Annotated in this window: 17 protein-coding genes; 11 read left to right on the forward strand and 6 right to left on the reverse strand. The window is 68.2% G+C overall.

All coding sequences use genetic code 11. The features are described from left to right. Positions 1 to 406: 406 nt before the first annotated feature. The 3 genes from AC6CH2_RS14895 (at position 407) to AC6CH2_RS14905 (ending at position 5,698) form a co-directional block, all read left to right on the forward strand. Positions 407 to 2,083: an amidohydrolase gene (locus AC6CH2_RS14895; RefSeq protein WP_498269887.1), complete on the forward strand. Its 1,677-nt coding sequence runs from the start codon at positions 407 to 409 to the stop codon at positions 2,081 to 2,083. Positions 2,084 to 2,453: 370 nt separating this feature from the next. Further along, entirely contained in the window at positions 2,454 to 4,280 is a 1,827-nt protein-coding gene (locus AC6CH2_RS14900) for a DUF1800 domain-containing protein (protein WP_498269888.1), read from the forward strand. Between the two features lie 23 nt (positions 4,281 to 4,303). Further along, positions 4,304 to 5,698: a DUF1501 domain-containing protein gene (locus tag AC6CH2_RS14905; protein WP_498269889.1), complete on the forward strand. Its 1,395-nt coding sequence runs from the start codon at positions 4,304 to 4,306 to the stop codon at positions 5,696 to 5,698. 551 nt (positions 5,699 to 6,249) lie between these two features. Here the strand turns inward: AC6CH2_RS14905 and AC6CH2_RS14910 are convergent. Together AC6CH2_RS14910 and miaB are read right to left on the reverse strand one after the other, a co-directional pair. Continuing rightward, the gene (locus AC6CH2_RS14910) at positions 6,250 to 6,744 is read right to left on the reverse strand and encodes a GNAT family N-acetyltransferase (protein ID WP_498269890.1); all 495 of its coding nucleotides are present in this window, start codon (positions 6,742 to 6,744) and stop codon (positions 6,250 to 6,252) included. Between the two features lie 19 nt (positions 6,745 to 6,763). Continuing rightward, positions 6,764 to 8,227, reverse strand: a complete 1,464-nt coding sequence (gene miaB, locus AC6CH2_RS14915; RefSeq protein ID WP_498269891.1) for a tRNA (N6-isopentenyl adenosine(37)-C2)-methylthiotransferase MiaB — start codon at positions 8,225 to 8,227, stop codon at positions 6,764 to 6,766. A gap of 155 nt (positions 8,228 to 8,382) precedes the next feature. On the opposite strand from miaB, the gene AC6CH2_RS14920 reads away from it, so the two are divergent. The 6 genes from AC6CH2_RS14920 to AC6CH2_RS14945 all read left to right on the forward strand — a co-directional run bounded on the left by AC6CH2_RS14920 (position 8,383) and on the right by AC6CH2_RS14945 (position 13,960). Further along, entirely contained in the window at positions 8,383 to 9,423 is a 1,041-nt protein-coding gene (locus AC6CH2_RS14920; protein WP_498269892.1) for a lytic transglycosylase domain-containing protein, read from the forward strand. Positions 9,424 to 9,870: 447 nt separating this feature from the next. Further along, positions 9,871 to 10,491 carry a ubiquinol-cytochrome c reductase iron-sulfur subunit gene (petA, locus tag AC6CH2_RS14925; protein ID WP_435395589.1) on the forward strand — a complete coding sequence of 207 codons (621 nt, stop codon included), beginning with the start codon at positions 9,871 to 9,873 and terminating at the stop codon, positions 10,489 to 10,491. Positions 10,492 to 10,494: 3 nt separating this feature from the next. Further along, on the forward strand, positions 10,495 to 11,754 hold the full coding sequence (locus AC6CH2_RS14930) for a cytochrome b (protein WP_435395588.1): 1,260 nt from the start codon (positions 10,495 to 10,497) through the stop codon (positions 11,752 to 11,754). Positions 11,755 to 11,791: 37 nt separating this feature from the next. Then, positions 11,792 to 12,535: a cytochrome c1 gene (locus AC6CH2_RS14935; protein ID WP_435395587.1), complete on the forward strand. Its 744-nt coding sequence runs from the start codon at positions 11,792 to 11,794 to the stop codon at positions 12,533 to 12,535. A 173-nt stretch (positions 12,536 to 12,708) separates the two neighbouring features. Continuing rightward, positions 12,709 to 13,344 (forward strand): glutathione S-transferase N-terminal domain-containing protein, encoded by a 636-nt coding sequence (locus AC6CH2_RS14940; protein ID WP_031370409.1) that lies wholly within the window; start codon positions 12,709 to 12,711, stop codon positions 13,342 to 13,344. A 124-nt stretch (positions 13,345 to 13,468) separates the two neighbouring features. After that, positions 13,469 to 13,960: a ClpXP protease specificity-enhancing factor gene (locus AC6CH2_RS14945; protein ID WP_435395586.1), complete on the forward strand. Its 492-nt coding sequence runs from the start codon at positions 13,469 to 13,471 to the stop codon at positions 13,958 to 13,960. 177 nt (positions 13,961 to 14,137) lie between these two features. Here the strand turns inward: AC6CH2_RS14945 and AC6CH2_RS14950 are convergent, their stop codons facing one another. Genes AC6CH2_RS14950 through AC6CH2_RS14960 form a run of 3 tightly spaced genes read right to left on the reverse strand, consistent with a single transcriptional unit; the run spans position 14,138 to position 15,646 of the window. Continuing rightward, positions 14,138 to 14,461 carry a DUF3301 domain-containing protein gene (locus AC6CH2_RS14950; protein ID WP_498269893.1) on the reverse strand — a complete coding sequence of 108 codons (324 nt, stop codon included), beginning with the start codon at positions 14,459 to 14,461 and terminating at the stop codon, positions 14,138 to 14,140. A 40-nt stretch (positions 14,462 to 14,501) separates the two neighbouring features. Beyond that, complete coding sequence (gene nadC, locus AC6CH2_RS14955; protein WP_498269894.1) at positions 14,502 to 15,380, reverse strand: carboxylating nicotinate-nucleotide diphosphorylase; 879 nt, start codon at positions 15,378 to 15,380, stop codon at positions 14,502 to 14,504. After that, the gene (locus AC6CH2_RS14960; RefSeq protein WP_498269895.1) at positions 15,377 to 15,646 is read right to left on the reverse strand and encodes a Trm112 family protein; all 270 of its coding nucleotides are present in this window, start codon (positions 15,644 to 15,646) and stop codon (positions 15,377 to 15,379) included. The genes nadC and AC6CH2_RS14960 overlap by 4 nt, the downstream gene beginning before the upstream one ends. Positions 15,647 to 15,710: 64 nt before the next feature. On the opposite strand from AC6CH2_RS14960, the gene purE reads away from it, so the two are divergent. Together purE and AC6CH2_RS14970 are read left to right on the forward strand one after the other, a co-directional pair. Further along, positions 15,711 to 16,229, forward strand: coding sequence for a 5-(carboxyamino)imidazole ribonucleotide mutase (gene purE, locus AC6CH2_RS14965; RefSeq protein ID WP_435395582.1), 519 nt, complete (start codon positions 15,711 to 15,713; stop codon positions 16,227 to 16,229). Further along, positions 16,226 to 17,365: a 5-(carboxyamino)imidazole ribonucleotide synthase gene (locus tag AC6CH2_RS14970; RefSeq protein ID WP_498269896.1), complete on the forward strand. Its 1,140-nt coding sequence runs from the start codon at positions 16,226 to 16,228 to the stop codon at positions 17,363 to 17,365. The genes purE and AC6CH2_RS14970 overlap by 4 nt, the downstream gene beginning before the upstream one ends. A gap of 105 nt (positions 17,366 to 17,470) precedes the next feature. On the opposite strand, the gene AC6CH2_RS14975 is transcribed toward AC6CH2_RS14970, so the two are convergent. Next, positions 17,471 to 18,049: a superoxide dismutase gene (locus AC6CH2_RS14975; RefSeq protein WP_215840090.1), complete on the reverse strand. Its 579-nt coding sequence runs from the start codon at positions 18,047 to 18,049 to the stop codon at positions 17,471 to 17,473. Between the last annotated feature and the right edge of the window lie 121 nt (positions 18,050 to 18,170).

Consider the following 18,170-nt stretch of genomic DNA (forward strand, 5'->3'; position numbering starts at 1 on the left):
GGATGCATCGAGCGTTCGGGCCCTTGATTCAAAACAAAGCAACTTCTTTGGTTATCTTTCTTTTGTTGCTTTAGACAAAAGAAAGTAACCCGCCGCTTTAGTGGCGGAAGCTTTGGGTTTGATCTTGATCTTCCACGAGGAATCCGCCGCGAGACCGCCGCAGTGATGTCGCGGCTTGCGCCGCTCCTACCCCGGCGATGGCGCATCGCTTCGGGGAACGACGACGGCTTTGGCACCTCTGCGCGACCCGCGGTCGCGACTCACGTCGCTCCTACAGGGGGTGGTTCCGCGGAGCTGCGTCCTGGGGGCAGTCGCCCCGCCTCAAACCGTGACCCGAGCCCAGCCTCTTGCGCGAACCGCCCGTTTCCTCGCACATTCGCCGCTTCGGTCCAAACCGGGGGTTGCGATGCGCCGTTTGCGATATCTGATTGCGATGTTGTCGGCCGCCCTGGCGCTGCCGGCGGCTGCGGCCGAGGTCAGCGTGCTGACCGCGGCGCGCATTCATACCCTGGACCCGGCGCAGCCGCGCGCCGAGGCGATGGCCTTCGACGGGCAGGGCAAGATCCTCGCCATCGGCGCGCGCGCCGAGCTGCTGCGGCGGTATCCGCGGGCGCAACGGGTCGACGTCGGCGAGGCGACGGTGATTCCGGGCCTGATCGATTCGCACGCGCACATGCTCGAGCTCGGCTTGAACAAACTCGGCGCCGACCTGGTCGGCACCCGCAGCAAGCAGGAGGCGCTGCAGCGGCTGCGCGATTTCGCCAAGCAACTCGCGCCCGGGCAGTGGCTGATCGGCGCCGGCTGGGACCAGAACGATTGGCCGGACGCGCGCTTCCCGAGCGCGGCCGATCTCGATGCCGAGTTCCCCGACCGCCCGGTCTGGCTGCAGCGCATCGACGGCCACGCCGGCTGGGGCAACAGCGCGGCGATGCGGGCGACTGCGCGCGATCTGTCCGGCGACTGGCAACCCGAGGGCGGCAAGATCCTGCGCGACGCCCAGGGCCGGCCGAACGGCATCTTCATCGACGACGCGATGGCGCTGGTCGAGTCGTCGCGGCCGCCGTTCGACGCGGCCACCGCCGAGCGAGCCCTGGTCCTGGCGATGCAGGAAGCCGTGGCGCATGGCCTGACCGGTGTCCAAGATGCCGGGGTCAATCTCCAACTGTTGCGCGGCTATCAAAGCCTGGCCGAGCGCGGCGCCTTGCCGCTGCGCATCACCGCCTTCGCCGCCGGCGACGGCGATGCCCTGGAGCATCTTTGCAGCGAGGGGTTGTACCAGCATCCCGGCCGCCGCCTGCGCATGCGCGGGGTCAAGCTGTACGCCGACGGCGCGCTCGGCAGCCGCGGTGCGGCGATGCTCGAGGATTACAGCGACGACGCCGGCAACCGCGGCCTGTTGCGGATGACGCCGCAGGCGATGGCGAAGGCGGTCGCGAAGGCCAAGCGCTGCGGCGTGCAGGTGGCGACCCACGGCATCGGCGACCGCGGCAATCGCCAGGTCCTGGACCTGTACCAGCAGGCGCTGGGCGGCGACGCTCAGGCCAGCGACCATCGCTGGCGTATCGAGCATGCGCAGATTCTGGCGCCGCAGGACCTGCCGCGCCTGGCCGCGCTGCAGGTGATCGCGGCGATGCAGCCGACCCATGCCACCAGCGACATGCCCTGGGCCGAGGACCGCATCGGCGCGCATCGCATCGTCGGTGCGTATGCCTGGCGGCAGTTGCGCGACAGCGGCGCGCGCCTCGCGCTGGGTTCCGACTTCCCGGTCGAAGCGGTCGATCCGCGGCTGGGCCTGTACGCCGCGGCGACCCGCAGCGACGCGGCCGGTCAGCCGTCCGGCGGATGGCATCCGGAAGAGAAGTTGACCGCGTTCGAGGCCTTGCGCGGTTTCACCCTCGACGCCGCCTACGCGGGTTTCGCCGAAACCGAAGTCGGCAGCCTCGCGGTCGGCAAGCGCGCCGACTTCGTCGTGCTCCAGCAGGACCCGCTCGCGATCGACCCGCGCGAGCTGCGCCAGCTGACGGTACTGGCGACCCATGTCGACGGCCAGCCGGTGTGGCGCGCCGAGCGGCCCGCGCCCTGACGGCGTGCGCCTGACCTTCGGCGGACGAGGCGCGAGGCCAGACGACAGTCGTAACTCTGCTGGCCCCGTGGCTGTTCGACGTGCCCATTCGACGCGGTGACGATGGGCCTGACGGCGGCGGGCTTGCGCATGCGGCCGGACTGAGCGTCGCCGCTGCGAGCGCACGCTGGGTATCGGGCTGCGCTGCCGTCCGCGCACGGCTCCGCACTGCGATCATGCAGCGGGGATGACGATTGTAACGGACTCGTAATTCCGTGATTGTCAATCCGGATTTTGCCGCGATTCCAATTGAAAGCGTGTTGGCGATCAGATTTTATCGCCTGCGCCGACCCTAGCATCGCTCCCGAACAGCCAGCCTTGGGGGCCCGCAATGAAATCGACACTTCTGCGCGCAGCGCGGATGGGCGCAGCGTCGCGCCTGTTGCTAGCGTTGGGAATCTTGATCGCCTTGCGCGGCGTCACGCCCTTGCCCGACTACGGCGGGCCGTATCCCGGCGCCCCGGATCCGCAGCTGCCGCGCGCCGATCGCGGCGCGATCGGCGCCGCGCCCGCGGTGCGGTTCGCCGATATTCCGGCCACCGACGGCGAAGCCGCGCGCTTCCTCACCCAGGCCACGTTCGGGCCGACCCGCGAAGACATCGACCGTCTCAAGCAGATCGGCTACACCGCCTGGATCAACGAGCAGATCGGGTTCCCGGTGTCTTCCCAGCTGACGTTCCTCAAGAACGCTCGTGCGCGCAGGCCCAACGACTACAGCCGCGACTGGCGGCTGGACGCGTGGTTCGTCAACGCCGTGGGCGGCAAAGACCCGATCAAGCCGACCCTGATCGTGCACCGCGATCAGCTGCGCCAGCGAGTGGCGTTCGCGCTCAGCCAGATCATGGTGGTGTCGGATGCGACCTCCGATCCGCTCCAGCACGCGTCGTACGGATTGGGCCACTACTACGACACCTTGGCCCGCGACTCGTTCGGCAACTTCCGCACCTTGCTCGAGGACGTGACGCTGCACCCGGTGATGGGCATCTATCTGTCGATGCTGCAGAACCGCAAGCCCGATCCGGTCAACAACATCCGTCCCGACGAGAACTTCGCGCGCGAAGTGATGCAGTTGTTCAGCGTCGGCCTGGTCCAGCTCAATCAGGACGGCACGCCGCTGCTCGACGCGGACCAGCAGCCGATCCCGACCTACGGCCAGGACACCGTCAGGGGGTTCGCCCACGTGTTCACCGGCTGGACCTTCAAGGGCTGCCAGGCCGAAGGTTCGTTCGATTGCTATTTCTACGAGGTCGATGCGCCGGCCTGGGTGTCGCCGATGGAGAACCATGCGGCGTACCACGCCTCGGCGCAGGAGAAGCAGTTGCTGCTGTATCCGGGGGTGAGCCTGCCGGGCGGCAAGCTCGCCGCCGGCGGCAGCGGCCGCGCCGATCTGAGCGCGGCGCTGGACAATATCTTCAATCATCCCAACGTCGGGCCGTTCATCGGCAAGCAGTTGATCCAGCGGCTGGTGACCAGCAATCCCAGTCCGGCCTACGTCGGCCGCGTCGCGGCGGCATTCAACGACAACGGCCAGGGCGTGCGGGGCGACATGCGCGCGGTGGTCAGCGCGATCCTGCTCGATCCCGAAGCGCGCGACCCGGCCGCGCAGCCGGCGCATTTCGGCAAGGTGCGCGAGCCGATCCTGCGCCTGACCCACCTGTGGCGCGCGCTGAAGGGTCGGTCCAAGAGCGGCCACACCGAGGAATTCTGGAGCGTCGACAACTACCTCGGCCAACTGCCGATGTATGCGCCGTCGGTGTTCAACTTCTTCAGCCCGCGCTACGCCCCCAGCGGCGAGCCGCAGAGCCTGGGGCTGGTGGCGCCGGAGCTGCAGTTGGCGACCGACTACATGATGCCGGCCAACGAAAGCTATCTGATGAGGAAGATCTTCGAGGCCTACATCGGCAACCCGGAAGGCATCGGCAACGACGAGGTGGCGATCGACCTCAGCGCGGAGGTCGCGCTGGCGAACGACATTCCCGCATTGATCGCGCGTTACGACGCGTTGTTCCTGTCCGGGCAGATGACCGATCAGATGAAGCAAGTGCTGACCCGGCGGCTGAGCGGCATGCCGGCCAACACCACCGCGGCCAAGCGCCTGCGAGTGCAGGAGGCGCTGTACGTGATCGTCAACTCGCCCGATTACATCGTGCAGAAGTAAGCAGGAATACGGAGAGAATACTCATGAAACGTCGGCAATTCCTGACCAACACGATCTGCGCCGCGCTCGGCGGCGCCGGCCTGTATTCCGCGCTCGGCAACCTGCGCCTGGCGCAGGCGGCCGCCAACGCCTACGGGCCGTCGCGCTTCGACGACTACAAGGCCCTGGTCTGCGTGTTCCTGTTCGGCGGCAACGATTCGTTGAACATGATCGTGCCGCGCGACGACGGTCATTACCGGCAATACCGCACCGCGCGCGCGACCCTGGCGGTCGAACAGGACCGACTGCTGCCCTTGGTCGCGCAAGCCGGCGGCGGCGCTTCGGACGGCGCCGAGTACGGTTTGCAGGCTTGCACCACCGATGAGGACCCGGTCGGCATGGGCGGTCTGCAAGGCTTGTTCAACAGCGGGCAGGCGGCGGTGCTCGGCAATGTCGGCACCCTGATCCGGCCGACCAGCAAGGCCGATTACCTCAATCAATCGGTCGAATTGCCGCCGCAATTGTTCTCGCATAACGACCAGCAACAGTACTGGCAGGTCTCGCGCACCGGCGCGGGCCGCGGCTACGGGTGGGCCGGGCACATCGCCGACCTGCTGCGCGACGCCAATCCCGACGCCTTCATTCCGATGTCGGTGTCGTTGAACTTCGAAAGCATCCTGCAGCGCGCGAGCCAGTCCAGCCAGTACGTGATCGGCAACGACGGTCCGCGCCAGTTCAGCCGTTTCGAGTGGGACGACGACAGCCGCCGGGCGTTTCTGGAGCTGATGGCGCCCGGCGCGCAGTCGCACGTGTTCGGGCGCAGTTACGCCGGCGCATTCCGCCGAGCGCGGGAGAACGCCTCGGCGGTGGCGATGGCGCTCGAGGCCTCGGCGCCGTTGCAGACCGCGTTTCCCGACTCCGACCTGGGCAATCAACTGCGGATGGTGGCGCGCCTGATCAAGGTGCGCGAGGTGCTGGGGCTGAAGCGGCAGGTGTTTTTCGTGTCGATGGGCGGATTCGACCACCACGACGGCTTGCTCGGCGATCAGCCGGGCTTGCTGGCGCGGCTGTCGCAGGCGATGACCGCTTTCCATGCGGCTACCGGCGAACTCGGCGTGGCCGACAAGGTCACCGCGTTCACCGCCTCGGATTTCGGCCGCACCCTGTCGTCCAACGGCGACGGCTCCGATCACGGTTGGGGCGGTCATCACTTCGTCGTCGGCGGCGCGGTGCGCGGCGGGCGGTTCTTCGGCGCCATGCCGACCCTGGTCAACGGCGGCGACGACGATGCCGGCTGGGGCCAGATCATTCCGACCACCTCGGTGGACCAGTACGGGGCGACCTTGGCGCGGTGGTTCGGGGTGGGCGACAGCGAGCTGGATTTGATCTTCCCGAATCTGGGCAACTTCAACTCGCGCGATCTCGGATTTATGGCTTAAGTAGCCGACGTGGCGCGCAGTCGCACGGCGCCGCCGACCTTTGCCATGCGCCGGGCTTAATGGCGTGCTGCGCTTTGTTGCGGGCGGAGCCGACTGCCCGCGGGAGAGCGCATCGGCGCCGTCGCTCGGCACGTCGTTTCGGCGACGGCGGGCCTCTGGAGACCTAGAGCGTTCTCGCTCGAAAAGCCCTGGATTCCCGCCTTCGCGGGAATGACGGTAGGTAGGGACGCGGCGGGGAAGGTCAGGCGCGTGACGAGCGGAGGGAGTGCGAGTGAGTAAGACCGCGACCAGAAGTAGATGAGCAAGACGCGTACCGCGTCAGCACTGCGACCCGCCACGGCTCTTACGATTCCCGATTCCCGATTCCCGATTCCCGATTCCCGAATCCCGAATCCCGAATCCCGATTCCCGAATCCCGAATCCCGAATCCCGATTCCCGATTCCCGATTCCCGATTCCCGAGTCCCGAGTCCCGAGTCCCGAGTCCCGATTCCCGAGTCCCGAGTCCCGAGTCCCGAGTCCCGAACCCCGAACCCCGCCTCAACTAGCGGCTTACAACGGCCGATACATCACGAACACGTCGACCAAACCCAGCGAGACATGGCGGAAGGCGTTCGGCACCCGGCCGACGATCTCGAAGCCGTGCTTGAGCCACAGGTGCACGGCGGCGCTGTTGCTGCTGACCACGTAGTTGAACTGCATCGCCACGAAGCCGGCTTCGCGCGCCTGATCGAGCGAATGCGCGCACAGCGCCGAACCTACGCCCTGGCCCCAGGCGCGCTCGGCGACCATGTAGCTGGCGTTGGCGACGTGGTCGCCGCGGCCGGACTGGTTCGGGCCGAGCTTGTAGCAGCCCAGGGTCTCGCCGTCGGCCTCGGCGATGAAGGTCCGGTACGGCGGCGAGGTCCACATCTCCTGGGCGCGCTCCATCGATAGCTCGGCCGGGTAGTTGTAGCTTTCGCCGCGCGCGAGCACTTCGCGGAAGATCGGCCAGACCCGTTCGAATTCGTCGGCGGCCAGTTCTCGGATGATGAAGTCGCGGTCCATGCGGGTTCCGTTGCGGGGTTCAGGCGGCGGCGCGGCCGTCGTCGACGACGACGCGCCCGCGCAGCGAGTTGGCCATGGCCTCGGTGATCAGTACGTCGACGAAGCCGCCGATCAGGCGGGACGGCGCGGCGAAGTTCACCGAGCGCATGTTCTCGGTCTTGCCGGTCAGCTCGTTGGGGTCGCGGCGCGAGGGGCCTTCGACCAGCACGCGCTGGACGCTGCCGACCATGGCTTCGGAGATGCGCGCGGCGTTGGCGTTGATCGCCGCCTGCAGGCGCGACAGGCGCGCATGCTTTTCGGCGTCGCCGACGCTGTCTTCGAGGTCGGCCGCCGGGGTGCCGGGACGGCGCGAGTAGATGAAGGAGAACGACTGGTCGAAACCGACGTCTTCGATCAGCTTCATGGTCTTCTCGAAGTCGGCCTCGGTCTCGCCGGGGAAGCCGACGATGAAGTCCGAGGACACCGAGATGTCCGGGCGCACCGCGCGCAGCTTGCGGATCTTCTGCTTGAACTCGAGCGCGGTGTAGCCGCGCTTCATCGCCGCCAGGATGCGGTCGCTGCCGGCCTGGACCGGCAGGTGCAGGTAGTTGGCCAGTTGCGGCACGTCGCGGTAGGCCTCGATCAACGAGTCGCTGAACTCCAGCGGATGCGAGGTGGTGAAGCGGATCCGGTCGATGCCGTCGATTTCGGCGATGGTGCGGATCAGCAGGCCGAGGTCGGCGACGTCGGCTTCGGCCCCGCTGCCGCCCGCACCGCTCTCGCCGGCTTCGCTGTCGGTCGGCATCGGCCCGCGGTAGGCGTTGACGTTCTGGCCGAGCAGGTTGATCTCGCGCACGCCCTGGGCGGCCAGTTGCGCCACCTCGACCAGCACGTCCTCGAACGGGCGGCTGACTTCTTCGCCGCGGGTATAGGGCACCACGCAGAACGAGCAGTACTTGCTGCAGCCTTCCATGATCGAGACGAAGGCGCTCGGGCCTTCGGCGCGCGGCTCGGGCAGGCGGTCGAACTTCTCGATCTCGGGGAAGCTGATGTCGACCTGGGGCAGGCCGGTCTCGCGCTTGGCGCGGATCATCTCCGGCAGGCGGTGCAGGGTCTGCGGGCCGAACACCAGATCGACGTAGGGCGCGCGCTTGACGATCGCCGCGCCTTCCTGCGAGGCGACGCAGCCGCCGACGCCGATGATGACCGGGCGGCCGCCCTGCTTGTGCTGCTTCCAGCGGCCGAGCCGGCTGAACACCTTCTCCTGGGCCTTTTCGCGGATCGAGCAGGTGTTGATCAGGATGACGTCGGCTTCGCTCACGTCCTGGGTCAGTTCGAGGCCGTCGCTGGCGGCGAGCACGTCGGCCATCTTGGCCGAGTCGTACTCGTTCATCTGGCAACCGTGGGTCTCGATGAACAGCTTTTTCGCTCCCGGCGCGCCGGTGGCGGGCGGGGAGGCAGACCCCGCGGCCGGAGCCGTGGGCAGGGGGTGCAGGTCGGTCATGGGCGTCCGGGTCCGGGAAGGGCGGCGGTTAATCCGCGCCGGAAGGGGCGACAGTTTAGCCCCAAGCCGGGTCCGGCGGGCCCGAGCCGGGGCGGGCGTCACGTTTCCGTATCAAGGACTTGGCAGCGCAGGCGCGGCAGTGGACACTCCCGCCCATGAGGGGGAGCTCGCTGCTGCTGGGGATCGTGTGCCTGCTGGCCGTCGCGCCGGCGATGGCCGGAACCGTTTACCGTTGCGAAAGCGCCTCGGGCGAGCGCAGCTACGTCAGCAAAAAGGTCAAGGGCGCGAGCTGCGTCGTCGCCGGCCAGTACATCAACCGCCCCAACCGCCCGCGCAACCCGACCCCGGTGTCGTACGCGCCGCCGGCGATGGGTTCGGTGGGCTCGGGCAGCGCGACCTCGGCCCCGGCCTCGATCCACAACAACCCCCCGGCTACCTACAGCGGTGCCGCCGCGACCATGGCCGCGGCCGGGCTCAAGCCGGCTGCGTTCGTGCCTGGTCAAGCCGTGCCTGCCCAAGCCATGCCGGACAAGGCCGCGGCCGGCCAGGCCGGCAGCAACGCGATCGCCCCGGTGGTCGCGGTGCCGGCGACCCCGCGGGCGGCCCCGACCCGGCTGGTCCAGGGGCAGGTCTACTCCTACATCAAGGACGGCGTCCGCCATTACACGAGCAAGCGGCCCAAGGGCCTGGCCAACGTCTCGGCGATGCGGACCATCCGCTACAGCTTCATCGAGAGCTGCTACGCCTGCGGCGCGAGGCCCGGGGTCAACTTCGGCACCCTGCGCTTGAACACCGAGGCCTTCTCGGCCGAGATCGCCGCGGCGGCGCGCCAGCACGGGGTCGAGGAGGCGATCGTGCGCGCGATCATCCACGCCGAATCGGCCTACAACCCCAACGCCATGTCGCGGGTCGGCGCGCAGGGGTTGATGCAGCTGATGCCGGCGACCGCGCGCCGGTTCGGGGTCGGCAACGCCTTCGACGCCGGCCAGAACATCCAGGGCGGGGTGCAGTACCTGGCCTGGCTGCTGAAGCGCTTCAACGGCAACCTGACCCTGGCCGCGGCCGGCTACAACGCCGGCGAGGGCGCGGTCGACAAGTACAAGGGCGTGCCGCCTTACAACGAGACCCAGCGCTACGTGCAGCGGGTCGCCGTGCTCGCCGAGCGCTACCGCTCGGCCACGACCGTCGCGCGCTGAGCCTTCGCGGGACGCGCGGCGCTAGCCACCGCCGCAAGCGAGGCGTCCGGCTGCCAGGGGCGAGCCCGCCCGCATCGAATCCCTCCATGACCGGCCGCCTCGCCGCCTTCGTGCGCCTGCGGGGCGCGGTTGCGCGAGGGCGCGGCGCCGCGGCGGCGTCCGGACCGCTCGGAACCGGGCGGCGACGGCGCCCGCACAGTGCCAGCGCCGGCGTCGAGCCGCGTTCCGGCCGCGCTCGAGCCGCGTTGGAGCGGTATTCGAGCCGCATCGGGCGCCTCAGGCGTGCGCTGATCCTCGTTCCGCGGTCGTGGCGGATTGTCGGGCGCTTAACGCTTCCGCTACACTTCCCCGTCTTTTGAGCCGCCAGCCTTCCGCCAGTGGTATGTGGTCGCCTTTGGCGCCAGACGGTGCGGCGTAACTTCGAATTGCAGCTTTGCGGAGTGCCGGATGGCCAACCAAGGGGTCAACGATCCTATCAACACGGGCCGACGTCGGTTCCTGACGGCGACCACAGCAGTGGTCGGTGCCGTGGGCGCCGGCTTTGCCGCGGTGCCTTTCATCAAGTCCTGGAACCCCAGCGCGCGCGCCAAGCTCGCCGGCGCTCCGGTGACCGCCGATATCAGCGCCCTCACCGAAGGCCAGCGCCTGGTCATGGAATGGCGCGGTCAGCCGATCTGGATCGTCAAGCGCTCCAAGGCCGTTCTCGACATCCTGCCGACGCTCGACGGGCGCCTGCGCGATCCCAAGTCCGAGAACCCCGACCAGCAGCCGGCCTACGTGCGCGAGAAGAGCCCGGAACTGCGCTCGCTCAAGCCCGAGATCTCGGTGCTGGTGGGCCTGTGCACCCACCTGGGCTGCTCGCCGGAAATGAAGGCCGAGATCCGGCCCGAGGCGTTCGACCCGGAATGGAAGGGCGGCTACTTCTGCCCCTGCCACAAGTCGCGCTTCGACATGGCCGGCCGCGTGTTCGAGGGCGTGCCGGCCCCGACCAACCTGCTGGTGCCTCCGCACTACTACGAAAACGACAACACCATCGTCATCGGTGTTGATCCGAAGGGAGCGGCGTAAGTCATGTCCAACGTCATTACCCGCACCGCCAACAACGTCTTCGATTGGGTCACCGCTCGCGCGCCCGGCATGATGCCGTTCTATCGCAAGCACATGACCGAGTACTACGCGCCGAAGAACTTCAACCTGTGGTACTACTTCGGCTCGCTCGCGCTGCTGGTGCTGGTCAACCAGATCGTCACCGGCATCTTCCTGACGATGCACTTCAAGCCGTCCGCGGCCGAAGCGTTCTCGTCGGTCGAATACATCATGCGCGACGTGGAGTGGGGCTGGCTGATCCGCTACATGCACAGCACCGGCGCATCGCTGTTCTTCATCGTCGTCTACCTGCACATGTTCCGCGGCCTGCTGTACGGCTCGTACCAGAAGCCGCGCGAGCTGGTGTGGATCCTCGGCATGCTGATCTACCTGGTGCTGATGGCCGAAGCGTTCATGGGCTACGTGCTGCCGTGGGGCCAGATGTCGTTCTGGGGCGCCAAGGTCATCATCTCGCTGTTCGGCGCGATCCCGGTGATCGGCAACGGCCTGACCGAGTGGATCATGGGCGACTACCTGCCCGGCGACGCCACCCTCAACCGCTTCTTCGCCCTGCACGTGATCGCGCTGCCGCTGGTGCTGTTGCTGCTGGTCGTGCTGCACCTGGGCGCGCTGCACGAGGTGGGTTCCAACAACCCCGACGGCGTCGACATCAAGAAGGGTCCGAAGGGCAACCGCTGGGATGCCAGCAAGCCGCTCGACAGCATCCCGTTCCACCCGTACTACACGGTCAAGGACCTGGTGGGCGTCGGCTTCTTCCTGATCATCGCCGCGTTCATCATCTTCTTCGCTCCGGCGTTCGGCGGCTGGTTCCTCGAGCACGACAACTTCAGCGAAGCCAATCGCCTGGTCACGCCGGAGCACATCAAGCCGGTCTGGTACTACACGCCGTACTACGCGATGTTGCGGGTGATCCCGCACAAACTGTCGGGCGTGCTGGTGATGTTCGGCGCGATCGCGGTGCTGTTCCTGGTGCCGTGGCTGGACCGCAGCAAGGTCAAGTCGGTCCGCTTCCGCGGCTGGATGAGCAAGCTCGCGCTCGCGGTGCTGGCGGTGTGCTTCCTGTGGCTCGGCAAGATCGGCGCCGGTCCCGGCACCGACCCGGTCGAGACCATCGTCGGCCGCGTGCTGACCTTCCTGTACTTCGCCTTCTTCATCACCATGCCGCTGTGGACCAAGCTCGACAAGACCAAGCCGGTGCCGGAACGGGTGAAGATGCATGACTAACCTGAGCTCGATTGATCACAGCCGGCCCTTCCATAAGATGCGTATCGTGAAGAAGCTCGCCACCTTTGCCGCCGGCCTGCTCGTGTCGGCGACCGCCTTCGCCTCCGGCGGCGGCGACCTGATGCAGTCGGGTACCGACCTCAACGACCGCGCGTCGTTGCAGCGCGGCGCCCAGCTGTACATGAACTACTGCTCGGGCTGTCATTCGTTGAAGTACCTGCGCTACTCGCGCATCGCCGAGGACCTGGGCCTGACCGAAGCGGAGGTCATGAACAACCTCAACTTCACCGGCGCCAAGTTCGGCGAGCAGATCCAGGTCAACATGACCGCCGAGCACGCCAACCAGTGGTTCGGCAAGATGCCGCCGGACCTCAGCGTGATCTCGCGCGTGCGCGGCAGCGACTGGATCTACACCTACCTGAACTCGTTCTACCTCGACGAGACCCGTCCGCTGGGCTGGAACAACAAGTTGTTCCCGAACGCCTCGATGCCGAACCCGCTGTGGCAGCTGCAGGGTCTGCAGCACGCCGAGTACGGCGAACTCGACAAGGCCACCGGCGAACGTCCGGTGCACGCCCTCAAGATCGCCCAGCCCGGCACGCTCGACGCCGAAGGCTTCAAGACGGCGGCGCGCGATATCACCACATTCCTCGAGTACGCCGGCGAACCGGCCGCGCTCAAGCGCCAGAGTCTGGGCGTTTGGGTGATCCTGTTCCTGGCGTTGTTCACCCTGATCGCGTATCTGTTGAAGACCGAGTACTGGCGCGACGTGGAACATTGATCCGATCCCCGCAGGGAGGCCCGCGCCGCTGAGGCGCGGGCTAGCGCACGACGGTGGCGGGAGCCGGCGTCGCGCGCATGGGGTAGGGGGCAGGCTCGAGGCCGTGACGACTTTCCACAGCGGGTGGAGGGCGTCTTGCGACCGGCGGATTCCGGTAGCTGGAGAGGTCGATGATGGCGGCGAGCCCCCGTATGCGTAATGCCCTGACTCTGTTTTCGTCCACCGACTGCGTGCTGTGCCACCGGGTCCGGCTGGTGCTGGCGGCGAAAGGCGTCACCTACGACCTGATACCGGTCGACCCGCAGAACCCGCCCGAAGACCTGGTCGACCTCAACCCGTATCACTCCGTGCCGACCCTGGTCGAGCGCGACCTGGTCCTGTATGCGGCCAGCGTGGTCAGCGAATACCTCGACGAGCGCTATCCGCACCCGCCGCTGATGCCGGTCGACCCCTTGTCGCGGGCGCGACTGCGCTTGGCGATGCTGCGCCTCGAACACGACTGGGTGCCGCAGGTGCAGGCCATCCAGATGGGCAACAAGGCCCAGGCCGAAGCCGCGCGCAAGCGCCTGAAGGAACTGCTGACCGCCTCGGTGCCGCTGTTCAAGGCCAGCAAGTTCTTCCTGAACCCCGAAATGAGCCTGGCCGACTGCGCCATGGCGCCGATCATCTGGCGCCTGCCCTCGCTCGACGTGCCGATGCCGAAGGACGGCAAGGCGATCGAGGACTACGGCAACCGCATCTTCCGCAACCCGGGTTTCACCCGCAGCCTGACCGACCAGGAACGCAAGCTGCGCGACATGCCGACCTGAGCCCGGCACGGCGGCGAGACCGGGCCGCACCCGAGGCCGCGGCGCGCCGGACTCGCGGCGGACGGGGCGGTAATCGCATGGGCCGGCCTCGTCGTTCACCTCGCCATGACGCTAAAATGTGCGCATGACCGAAAGCAGTGCTCCGATGACCAGCCACCGCCCCTACCTGTTGCGGGCGTTGTACGAGTGGATCGCCGACAACGGCATGACCCCGCACCTGCTGGTCGACGCGACGCGTCCGTCGGTGCAGGTGCCCGCGCACGCGGTCAAGGACGGCAAGATCGTCCTCAACGTCGCCGCGCGCGCGGTCTCGCACCTGGAGATGGGCAACGACCTGATCCGTTTCAGCGCGCGCTTCGGCGGCGTCAGCCATCCGGTCTCGGTGCCGGTCGGCGCGGTGCTGGCGATCTATGCGCGCGAAACCGGGCAGGGCATGGCCCTGCCGGAGGACGTCGGCATGGAAGAGTCGGCGCTCGACGAGGGCCAGGACGAGGCCGATACGGCGCCGCCGATGCTGAGCTCGGTGCCGAACGACCCGGCGCCTGAAGGCGACGACGACGGCGGCCCGCAGACTCCGAGCCCGCGTCGCGGCGGGCATCTGCGCATCGTAAAGTAAACCGGTTTCTCGGGCAGGAGCGGCGCAAGCCGCGACTGCGCCGATTCGAAAACCGGCGCAGCATCAATTGACCGGTGAACTCGTCATCCCTGCAGGCCATGGCGGTATCGCCGTGAACGAGGCCTCGCGGTCGCGGCTCGCGCCGCTCCTACCCTCTGATTCGTCGCGGCGGGCCGCTCAATGCAGCGGCGTCGGCGCCCGCGTCACCGGGCCGCTGAAGGCGATCAGGCGTTCGCCGCGCAGGATCAGGCGGCCGACGTGGCGGTCTTCGCCGTCGATCGAATAATCGAAGCGGAAGGTGCGCTCGAACCCGAGCCAGCCGCTCTCTTGGCGGATCAGCTTCAGGCCGATCGCGTGCACGCTCTGGTCCAGCCACTGCACGCCGGCCTTGAGGCAGGCGTCGCGCCCGACCGCCTCGGCGCGCTCGGCGGCGGCGCGCCCGGCGCTCCAGAACGAGAACGCGGCGGCGCCGAAGATCATCAACAGGATCAGGGTAGGCATGACAGGGTTCTGGCGACGGTCGGGCGCAAAGCCAAGGGGGTCAGCCCGGCGGCGGCCCGAGTTTCAGCGAAAGATCGATGGCGCGCACATGTTTGGTCAGCGCGCCGATGGAAATGCAGTCCACGCCGTCTTCGGCGATCGCGCGCAGGCCGGCCAGGTCGACGCCGCCGGAGACTTCCAGCGGAATGCGGCCTTGGTACGGGGCGTCGCGGGCGATGCGCACGGCTTCGCGCCGGGCCGGCGCGTCGAAGTCGTCGATCAGGATGCGGTCGCAGCCGGCGTCGAGCGCCTCGCGCAACTGCTCCAGCGATTCGACTTCGACGATCAGCGGCAGCTGCGGGTGCCTGGCGCGGGCGCCGGCGATCGCCGCGCCGATCGAGCCGGCCGCGCGGACGTGGTTTTCCTTGAGCATGACCGTGTCGTACAGACCGATGCGGTGGTTGCTCCCGCCGCCGACGCGCACCGCGTATTTCTGCGCCAGGCGCAGGCCGGGCAGGGTCTTGCGGGTGTCGAGGATACGGGTGCCGGTGCCGCGCACCGCCTCGACGTAGCTCGCGGTGACCGTGGCGGTGCCCGACAGGGTCTGCATGAAATTGAGCGAGGCGCGCTCGGCGCTGACCAGGGCGCGGGCGCGGCCGTGCAGCAGGGCGAGCACCGTGCCTTTGCCGACCCGGTCGCCTTCGGCCACGCGCCAGTCGATGCGCACGTCGGGGTCGAGGGCGCGATGGCAGGCCTCGAACCAGGGGCGGCCGCAGACGACGGCGTCTTCCTTGCACAGCAGATAGGCGCTGTCGGCGATGTCGGGCAACAGGTCGGCGGTGACGTCGCCGCTGCCGAGGTCCTCGGCCAGGGCGTCGGCGACGTCGGCCTCGATTTCGGCGGCCGGCGGCGGACTGAGGTCGCGGGCGGGCGCGCTCATGCGGCCGGGAAGCCTTCGATCTGGGCCGCGGCGATGGCGTTTTCGGCGTCGAGCAGCGGAATGCCGTCGTCGACGATGTAGACGATCTTGCGGTCGCGGGTCACCAGGGCCTCGCGCAGCGGCTCGGACTGGGCGTCGCCGCTGCCGCGGACGATGCCGCCGGCGCCGATGGCGGCGTTCAGGGCCTGCAGGCCGCGGCTCTCCAGGGGGAGCAGGGGCTGGCGCGTGGAGGGGCAGACGAGCAGGTCGAGCAGTTTGCGATCCATACGGTGCGGTGCCGATACGACGGGACAGGGCGTTAGAATACGTCTTTGCGCCAAGGCACGCCCCATGTCTCCAGCTTCCGCAACGCCCGTCACCCCTCCTGCGCTCGTCGGCATCGTCATGGGCTCGCGCTCTGACTGGGAAACGATGCAGCACGCTGCCGCCAAGCTGGAAGCGCTCGGCGTTCCGCACGAGGTCCGGGTGGTCTCGGCGCACCGCACGCCCGACGTATTGTTCGAGTACGCCGATACGGCGGCGGCGCGCGGCCTGCGCGCGATCATCGCCGGCGCCGGCGGCGCGGCGCATCTGCCGGGCATGCTGGCGGCCAAGACCGCGGTGCCGGTGCTCGGCGTGCCGGTGCAGTCCAAGGCCCTCAACGGCATGGATTCGCTGCTGTCGATCGTGCAGATGCCGGCCGGCATTCCGGTGGCGACCTTCGCCATCGGCAATGCCGGCGCCGCCAACGCGGCCCTGTTCGCCGCGGCGCTGCTGTCGCCCGAATACCCGGCGATAGGCGCGGCGCTGAGCGCGTTCCGCGCCCGCCAGACCGACGACGTGCTCGCCAACGACGATCCGCGCCGATGACCACCGTCGGCATTCTCGGCGGCGGGCAACTGGCCCGTATGCTCGCGCTGTCCGGCGCGCCCCTGGGCTTGCGCTTCCTGGTGCTCGACAGCGCCGCCGACGCCTGTGCCGGCCAGTTCGCGCCGATGGTGGTCGGCGATTACACCGACCAGCCCGCGCTCGACGAATTCGCTTCGAAGATCGATGTCGCCACCTTCGATTTCGAGAACGTGCCGGCCGAGTCCGCGCACTGGCTGGCCGAACGCCGGCCGGTATTCCCGAGCCCGCGCGCGCTCGCCGTCGCCCAGGACCGCCTGGCCGAAAAGACCCTGTTCCGCGAGCTCGGCATCCCGGTGCCGGATTTCGCCGCGATCGATACCCGCGCCGCGCTCGACGAGGCGATCGCGACCATCGGCACGCCGTGCATCCTCAAGACCCGGCGTCTGGGTTACGACGGCAAAGGGCAGTTCCGGATCAAGACGCCGGCCGATGCCGACGCCGCCTGGGCCGCGCTCGGCCCGCAGGCCGACAAGGTCGGGCTGATTCTCGAAGGGTTCGTGCGTTTCGAGCGCGAGTTGTCGGTGGTCGCGGTGCGCGGCCGCGACGGCGAATTCCGTGCCTGGCCGATCACCGAAAACTGGCATGTCGACGGCGTGCTGTCGGCCAGCCTGGCGCCGGCGCGCACCGACGAGACGCTCGCCGCGACCGCGATTTCGTACGCGCGCAAGCTCGCCGAGGCGCTGGACTATGTCGGCGTGTTCGCGCTCGAGCTGTTCTGCCGCGACGGCGCGCTGCTCGCCAACGAATTGGCGCCGCGCGTGCACAACTCCGGGCACTGGACCATCGAAGGCAGCGAGACCTCGCAGTTCCAGAATCACCTGCGCGCGGTGCTCGGCCTGCCCTTGGGCGATACCCGCATGCTCGGCGTGGCCTGCATGCTCAACTGGATCGGCGCCATGCCCGAGGCCGGCCCGGTGCTCGGCGAAGCCGGCGGCCATTGGCACGATTACGGCAAGTCCTCGCGAGAGGGCCGCAAGGTCGGCCACGCGACCCTGCGCGCCGACAGCGCCGGCGAACTCGCCCAAGCCTTGCAGCGGGTCGGCGAGCGCCTCGGCCGGCAGGACCAGGTGGCGCCGGTGATCGAGCGGCTGGCCTGAGCGCCTAGTCTCAAGCGGGCCCGGTCCGGGCGTACCAACGAAAACGGCCGGGTTTCCCCGGCCGTTTGGGTGTCGCGACGAGGCTTGCGCTTACTTCAAGCCCGCTTACTTGAGGTTGGAAGCGACGAAGTCCCAGTTGACCAGGTTCCAGAATGCCTCGACGTACTTCGGACGGGCGTTGCGGTAGTCGATGTAGTAGGCGTGCTCCCAGACGTCGCAGGTCAGCAGGGCGGTGTCTTCGCCGGTCAGCGGGGTCGCCGCGTTGGGCGTGCTGACCAGGGCCAGCGAGCCGTCCGGACGCTGCACCAGCCAGCCCCAGCCGGAGCCGAAGGTGCCCACGGCGGTCTTGGTGAACTCTTCCTTGAACTTGGCGAAGTCGCCGAAGGCCTTGTTGATCAGCTCGGCCAGCTTGCCGGTCGGCTCGCCGCCGCCCTTGGGGGACAGGCAGTTCCAGTAGAAGGTGTGGTTCCAGATCTGCGCGGCGTTGTTGAACATGCCGCCCTGCGACTTCTTGATGATCTCTTCCAGCGACAGCGAGGCGAACTCGGTGCCCTCGATCATCTTGTTGAGATTGTCGACGTAGGCCTTGTGGTGCTTGCCGTAATGGAAGTCGATGGTCTCGGCGGAGATGGTGGGCTCGAGCGCGGTGCGGTCGTAGGGCAGGGCGGGCAATTCGATGGCCATTGGCGGGCTCCTTGCAGAATTCGGGGGGCTGGCTAGCAGGGACGCCGCCGGCGGCAGTCCGTTCCGGGCCGAGACCAGGCCGGAAGGGACGCGTCGGCGGCGCCGTGTAGGCTTACAATTC

The sequence above is a fragment of the Lysobacter sp. GQ73 genome, from assembly GCF_059758755.1.